At 42.6% G+C, this 6,777-nt stretch carries 4 protein-coding genes; all 4 read left to right on the forward strand.

Annotated features, from left to right (window positions below):
* Positions 1 to 8 precede the first annotated feature (8 nt).
* The 4 genes from pflA (at position 9) to thrC (ending at position 6,682) form a co-directional block, all read left to right on the forward strand.
* Positions 9 to 749 carry a pyruvate formate-lyase-activating protein gene (gene pflA, locus I4V44_RS06865; protein ID WP_196002524.1) on the forward strand — a complete coding sequence of 247 codons (741 nt, stop codon included), beginning with the start codon at positions 9 to 11 and terminating at the stop codon, positions 747 to 749.
* A 462-nt stretch (positions 750 to 1,211) separates the two neighbouring features.
* Positions 1,212 to 3,725: a methyltransferase domain-containing protein gene (locus I4V44_RS06870; protein WP_196002525.1), complete on the forward strand. Its 2,514-nt coding sequence runs from the start codon at positions 1,212 to 1,214 to the stop codon at positions 3,723 to 3,725.
* Between the two features lie 194 nt (positions 3,726 to 3,919).
* The gene (locus I4V44_RS06875; protein ID WP_020993931.1) at positions 3,920 to 4,756 is read left to right on the forward strand and encodes a cell wall hydrolase; all 837 of its coding nucleotides are present in this window, start codon (positions 3,920 to 3,922) and stop codon (positions 4,754 to 4,756) included.
* A 435-nt stretch (positions 4,757 to 5,191) separates the two neighbouring features.
* Complete coding sequence (gene thrC / locus I4V44_RS06880; protein ID WP_022381416.1) at positions 5,192 to 6,682, forward strand: threonine synthase; 1,491 nt, start codon at positions 5,192 to 5,194, stop codon at positions 6,680 to 6,682.
* The last annotated feature ends 95 nt before the right edge of the window (positions 6,683 to 6,777 follow it).

Raw genomic sequence — 6,777 nt, forward strand, 5'->3', positions numbered from 1 at the left:
ATGATATAATGGATAATAAACAGGTAAAAGGCTATGTTCATTCTTTAGAAAGTTTCGGGTCCGTTGACGGACCCGGAGTAAGATATGTGATTTTTTTAAGCGGCTGTGCCATGAGATGTCAGTTCTGTCATAATCCGGATACCTGGAAGATGAAGCAGGGAGAGCTTTATACGGCAGATGAGCTTCTTAAGAAAGCTTTACGTTATAAGGGCTACTGGGGCAGCAAAGGCGGCATCACTGTAAGCGGTGGTGAGCCATTGCTTCAGATGGATTTTCTTACAGAATTTTTTAAGAAGGCAAAGACAGAGGGTGTGCATACGACTCTTGATACCAGTGGAAATCCCTTCACTGATCAGGAACCATGGCATTCCGGGTGGCTGGAGCTTATGAAGTATACAGATCTTGTAATGCTTGATATCAAGCAGATTGACGAGCAGGAGCATATTAAGCTTACCGGTCATTCCAATAAGAATATTCTTGCGATGGCGCAGGAACTTTCTGATATGAAAAAACCTGTATGGATCCGTCATGTGCTTGTGCCGGGCGGAAGTGATAAGGATGAATATCTGCACCGGTTAGCTGATTTTATCCATACTCTTTCCAATGTGGAGAGAGTGGAGGTGCTCCCTTATCATACGCTTGGTAAGTTTAAATGGGAGAATCTGGGGCTTTCTTATCCACTGGAGGGGGTTAATCCTCCGACGCAGGAAAGGATTGATAATGCCCGGAAGATTCTTGAAGCTATCTGAGTAAAAATATATAGCTGTCATATCCTCTTTTTGGGGGTATGGCAGCTTTGTTTTTGGTTTAAAAAGGGGACGCGAAGCAGGCGTATAGTTGTACCGGATACGGTTTCGGCATCTAAGAGATTCTAAGCCCTCGAAAATCCGCTAAAAGCATGAGACGAAAAGTCCGGAATTACTCGCTGTCGCTCAGACAAGGGACTTTTCGTCTCATAACGCAGATTTCCGAGGACTAAGAATCTCTAAGATGCCTGCAAATGCATCCGGTACAACTATACGCCTGCTTCGCTGGTTTTGGTTAAGATATAATACAAGGTGGAGTGTGAATTATAAGAAGGACTTTGTTTATATAAAAATGAATTGAGACGTGAAATATATCCCCCGGGAGGGCTTGTTGGAGAGGGGAGGGATTTGATATAATTTGGGTCATATATGATTATAAATTGCATGCATGGAGGTTGGCATAAGGTGAAGGATTTATTATCGGAGATTGAGAGTTACTGGACTACCCGGGCTGAGGGGTATTCTGAAGTTAATCATAAGGAATTGAATGGGATGCAGAAGGGGGCATGGCTTGAGGTGTTGAAAGGGCAGTTCCCGGAGAAAGTGAAGGATGAGATTAAGATTTTGGATATCGGAACAGGACCTGGATTTTTTCCTGTTATTCTGGCTGAGGCGGGATATAAGGTGACTGCTGTTGATTATACGCAGGAGATGTTGGATACCGCGAAGAGGAATGCCGGTAATCTTTGTGAGCGGATTTCTTTTTATAAGATGGATGCTCAGAATCTGGAATTTGAGGATGATGTGTTTGATGTTGTGATCAGCAGGAATCTGACATGGAATCTGAAGGATCCTAAGAGAGCTTATGAAGAGTGGTGTCGTGTACTGAAACCGGGCGGAAAGCTTCTTAATTTCGATGCAAACTGGTACGGTTATCTTTATGATGAGGAGAAACGCCTGTCTTATGAGGAAGACCGAAAGAGTGTGGAGAGTGAGCATCTGGATGATCATTACCTCTGTACGGATATTGACAGAATGGAGAAGATTGCACTGCAGATGCCTCTTTCTTCTATTAACAGACCGTCCTGGGACAGGAAGTTTCTGAAGGAGAACGGGTTTGAATCTGTGGCAGTGGATACCGGAATCTGGCAGCGGGTGTGGAGTCAGGAAGAGAAGCTGAATTATCATTCTACGCCGATGTTTATGATCAGCGCTGTGAAGGAAGAGAAAAACGTCTGGTCCGAGAATGATGGAATGGGTGATTCTGATAGCGGATATGACAGGAAAAGAGATTTGGAGGATGCCATGCTGTGTGCTGCTCCGGGTATGAAAAAGAGTGGATTTCTGAGACTGGGCGGAGGTGAGTTTTCGCTTCCTTATACAGTAATCTGCGGTTCTCATCCCGGAAAGACAGTTCTGATCACCGCTGCGGTCCATGGAGGAGAATATGTGGGAATCCAGGCTGCTGTTGAGCTTGCGGATAAGCTGAAACCGGAGAAAATCCATGGAAGAGTGATTTTGGTCAAGACTGTGTGCAGGAAGGAATTTGAGGAGAGGAGCGGCAGTGTCTGCCCGGAGGATGAGAAGAATCTGAATCGTGTATTTCCGGGAAATCCGAATGGAACCAGGATGGACCGTCTGGCGTATGAGGTGGTTCAGAAGCTTCACAGTGCAGCAGATTATTATATTGATCTTCACAGCGGGGATGATTATGAGCAGCTTACGCCTTATATTTACTATGCCGGATGTGCAGATGAAGATGTGGTTCAGATGTCAAGGAAGATGGCAGAGCAGGCAGATGTTCCCTATATGGTAAAGTCTAATGTGGCATCCGGTGGTTCTTACAATTATGCTGCCGCATGTGGCATTCCCAGTGTTCTGATCGAACGTGGCCAGATGGGAGGCTGGAGTCCGGAGGAGGTTCATTCTACAAGAAAAGATGTGCGTAATATTCTGTGTGCGCTGGGTGTTTACGATGGCATGAGAAGTTACAGTAATTATTATCCCATGGAAATTGAAGATGTGCGTTATCAGTCTGCCAGTGTATCCGGGCTGTGGTATCCTGCCAAAAAACCGGGAGATATCATTAAGGTTGGAGAGTATCTTGGCTGTGTTAAGGATTATGAGGGAAATATTCTGGAGACAAGTTTATCCGATTTAAATGGAGTGATTCTATATCAGGCGGGAAGTCTTCAGGTTATTAAGGATGGTCCGATGATCGCATATGGAAGTTTCAGCAGAAGAAAGGATGAACGCAAGGAAAAGATCACAAATTACTGGGCGAAAAGAAGCGACAGTTTTATGGAACAGAGAAGAGCTGAGCTTCACAGTGATATGGCTGATAAATGGCTGAAAGAGATCGGGACTTTTCTTCCTGATGGAAAATTAAGGATTCTGGATGTGGGATGCGGTGCAGGCTTCTTTTCCATTCTTTTAGCAAAACTGGGACATGAAGTTACAGGAATCGATCTGACACCGGATATGATCATTCATTCCAGGGAACTGGCAAAAGAAGAGAATGCCTCCTGTACGTTTGAAGTAATGGATGCGGAAAATCCGGATTTTCCTGATGGTACCTTTGATGTGATCGTATCCAGAAATCTTACCTGGACACTTCCGGATGCAGCAAGAGCATATAAAGAATGGATTCGTGTGCTGAAAACGGGAGGAATCCTGATCAACGCAGATGCCAATTATGGTGCAGATGATTTCTCAGATACTGCTGATCTGCCTGCCAATCATGCTCATTTTACAGTAGGCGATGCCATGATGCAGGAATGCGAGGAAATTAAACGCCAGCTTCCTATCAGTTCCTACGTACGCCCTGCCTGGGATCTGGAGACACTGGGAAAACTGGGTATCAACAGATTCTCCATTGATCTGGGTATCAGCAGCAGAATTTATACAAAGAAAGATGAGTTTTATAATCCAACCCCTATGTTCCTGATCTGCGGCGAAAAAAATAAATGTAATAATTGAGAAAAATGAAGCATATATTAAAGGGAGATTTCATTGATGGAGCCTTCCTTTTTTCTTTTTTGCAAGCTAAAATGTTACAAAAATATGAAAAAAGCTTGACAAAATCAATTATATTAAATATAATTTTCTTATAAGTTACAGAAATGTTACAACCATAAAAACCTGTAATTAAAAAAACTCAAGGAATGATAAGTATGAAAGTTCAGAAAAAAGAGTCAAAACAGTCCGGCAATCCGGCGCGGAGTCTGATACTGGTTACAGTGTGTACCTGTACGGCGATTGCGTTTGCAGCAGGCGGCAGAATAGCAGATTTTAATGGAAAAAACAAAGTATATGCAGCTTCTGAAAATAGGGAGAAAACTTTTTCCTCTGATGCTGATGAAACAGATGTACTGCCAACAGGAATTGCAGGAGTAGTATCCGGAATGAATGATACAGCTTCTCCCAAAAAATCAGTCACACGTATCGGAACTTCCTGTGAACAGGTAATGGTCGGTCAGAGAATCAAGGTTATTGAAGATAATATGGCAGAATTCGATGTCAGCTCTTCTATGGAGAGCAGCATCAATGAATTGGATGCAAGGACAGCAGCTCTTGCAGAGAGTGCCCGGATGATGTCGGATGAGGACTATGATACATTGCTTCATATTGTAGAGGCTGAAGCAGGTACTGAGGATGTCAAGGGACGCATTCTGGTTGCCAATGTGATCATGAACCGTATAAAGAATAAGGAATTTCCCGATACAGTCACAGAAGTGGTATGGCAGAATACCAATGGTGTTCCGCAGTTTTCACCGACTTATGACGGACGTATCAATGAAGTAACTGTTACAGATGAGACAAGAGAAGCCGTCAGACAGGCTCTTGAAGGTGTGGATTATTCAGAAGGAGCACTGTTTTTTATCCAGAAATCTGAAGCTGAAAGCCAGAATGTCTCCTGGTTTGAGAAAGATCTGAAAAGGCTGTTTAAATACGGCGTACATGAATTTTATACCTATCCGGATTCAGCAGAAAGTTCCACAGGATCGTAATAAACGATACTCTTCATATAACTCATTTAACAGGATTGCGGTAATACTGCTTAAAATATGGACATATTCTTCGGGAACAAAAGAATATGTCCATATTTTTGATTTATAGTAATCGATCATAGATACTGTTCACTGGAAATATTCCGCGAGGTGTTTTTTGTGAGCGAAGGTCACAGAAAAACCAAGACATACTGTGCGAATTTATGCGATTAGCATAAATTCTGTGCATCGCGAAGCGTGTTGCTGTGAACAGAGTGAACAGTAATCAATCATAAAAAGATAGAAAAAGAGAAATAATTTAGGATAGTATTTTGCTAAAGTATATGCTATAATGTGCTCAATTGGCGAAATGAATAACTGTAACTGTTCAGCGGTTTATTATTACTGCCAATATACTGAACAGTTACGAATAACTTTGGAAAGGCAGGAAATATCATGCAGGTATTATACAAAAGCACAAGAGGAAAAGAAGAAACCGTAACAGCTTCTATGGCTATTTTAAAGGGGCTTTCTGAGGATGGCGGCTTATTTGTGCCGACAGAGATTCCGAAGCTGGATGTCCCAATGGATGAGCTGGCAAAGATGAGCTATCAGGAGACAGCATATGAAGTAATGAAATGTTTCCTTACTGATTTTACAGAAGAAGAATTAAAGAACTGCATCAACAATGCCTATGATGAAAAATTTGATACAAAAGAGATTGCACCGCTTCATGAAGCAGACGGAGCTTATTTCCTTGAGCTGTATCATGGTGCGACCATTGCGTTTAAGGATATGGCATTATCAATTCTTCCACATCTTATGACTACAGCTGCTAAGAAGAATCAGGTAAAAAATGAGATTGTTATTCTTACCGCTACTTCCGGAGATACAGGTAAAGCGGCAATGGCCGGATTTGCAGATGTTCCGGGAACCAAGATTATCGTTTTCTATCCGAAACATGGTGTAAGTCCTATCCAGGAGAAACAGATGGTAACTCAGAAAGGCAACAATACATATGTTGTGGGAATTACCGGAAACTTTGACGATGCACAGACTGCAGTAAAGAAAATGTTCAATGATAAGGAACTGGAAGCAGAACTTGATGCTGCAGGATATCAGTTCTCATCTGCGAACTCTATCAATATCGGACGTCTGGTACCGCAGATCGTTTATTATGTATATGCATATGCATCACTTGTACGTCAGGGCAAGATCAAAGACGGTCAGGAGATCAATGTGGTAGTACCTACCGGAAACTTTGGAAATATCCTGGCTGCTTATTATGCAAAACAGATGGGACTTCCGGTTCACAAACTTATCTGTGCCTCCAATGATAACAAGGTTCTGTATGATTTCTTCCGCACAGGAACTTATGACAGAAAGCGTGACTTTATCCTTACAACCTCACCGTCCATGGATATTCTGATCTCCAGCAATCTGGAACGTCTGATCTACCGTATCGCAGGCGGTGATGCAAAAAAATGTGCAGAGCTGATGCAGTCTCTTACTGCAGGCGGCGAGTATACCATCACAGAAGACATGAAGGCACAGCTTGCAGACTTCTATGGCAATTACTGTACAGAAGACGAAACAGCAAAAACAATCGCAGAAATCTTCAAAGACAGTCATTATGTGATAGATACCCATACTGCAGTTGCAGCAGGTGTTTATGACAAATATGTAAAAGATACCAATGATACCACACCAACTGTCATTGCATCCACAGCAAGCCCATATAAATTTACAAGAAGTGTAATGGAAGCACTTGGAGCAGATACAGACGGTAAGGATGATTTTGCACTGGCTGATGAACTGAGTGCGCTTTCCGGAGTGAAACTTCCACAGGCAGTTGAGACGATCCGCACAGCACCGGTGCTTCATAACCGGGTGGTAGATGCGCCGGATATGCCAAAGGCAGTAAAAGATATCCTTGGAATCCGATAATCGTTACTGTTCACTCCGCAATGGTATTTAGATAAATAAAGCATATTCCGGAGATTACTTGACATTTAAAAAGAAATGCCTTGAAAAATTTATGA

The organism is Blautia sp. 1001283B150304_161114_C9, assembly GCF_015668165.1.
Taxonomy (GTDB): domain Bacteria; phylum Bacillota; class Clostridia; order Lachnospirales; family Lachnospiraceae; genus Blautia_A; species Blautia_A wexlerae.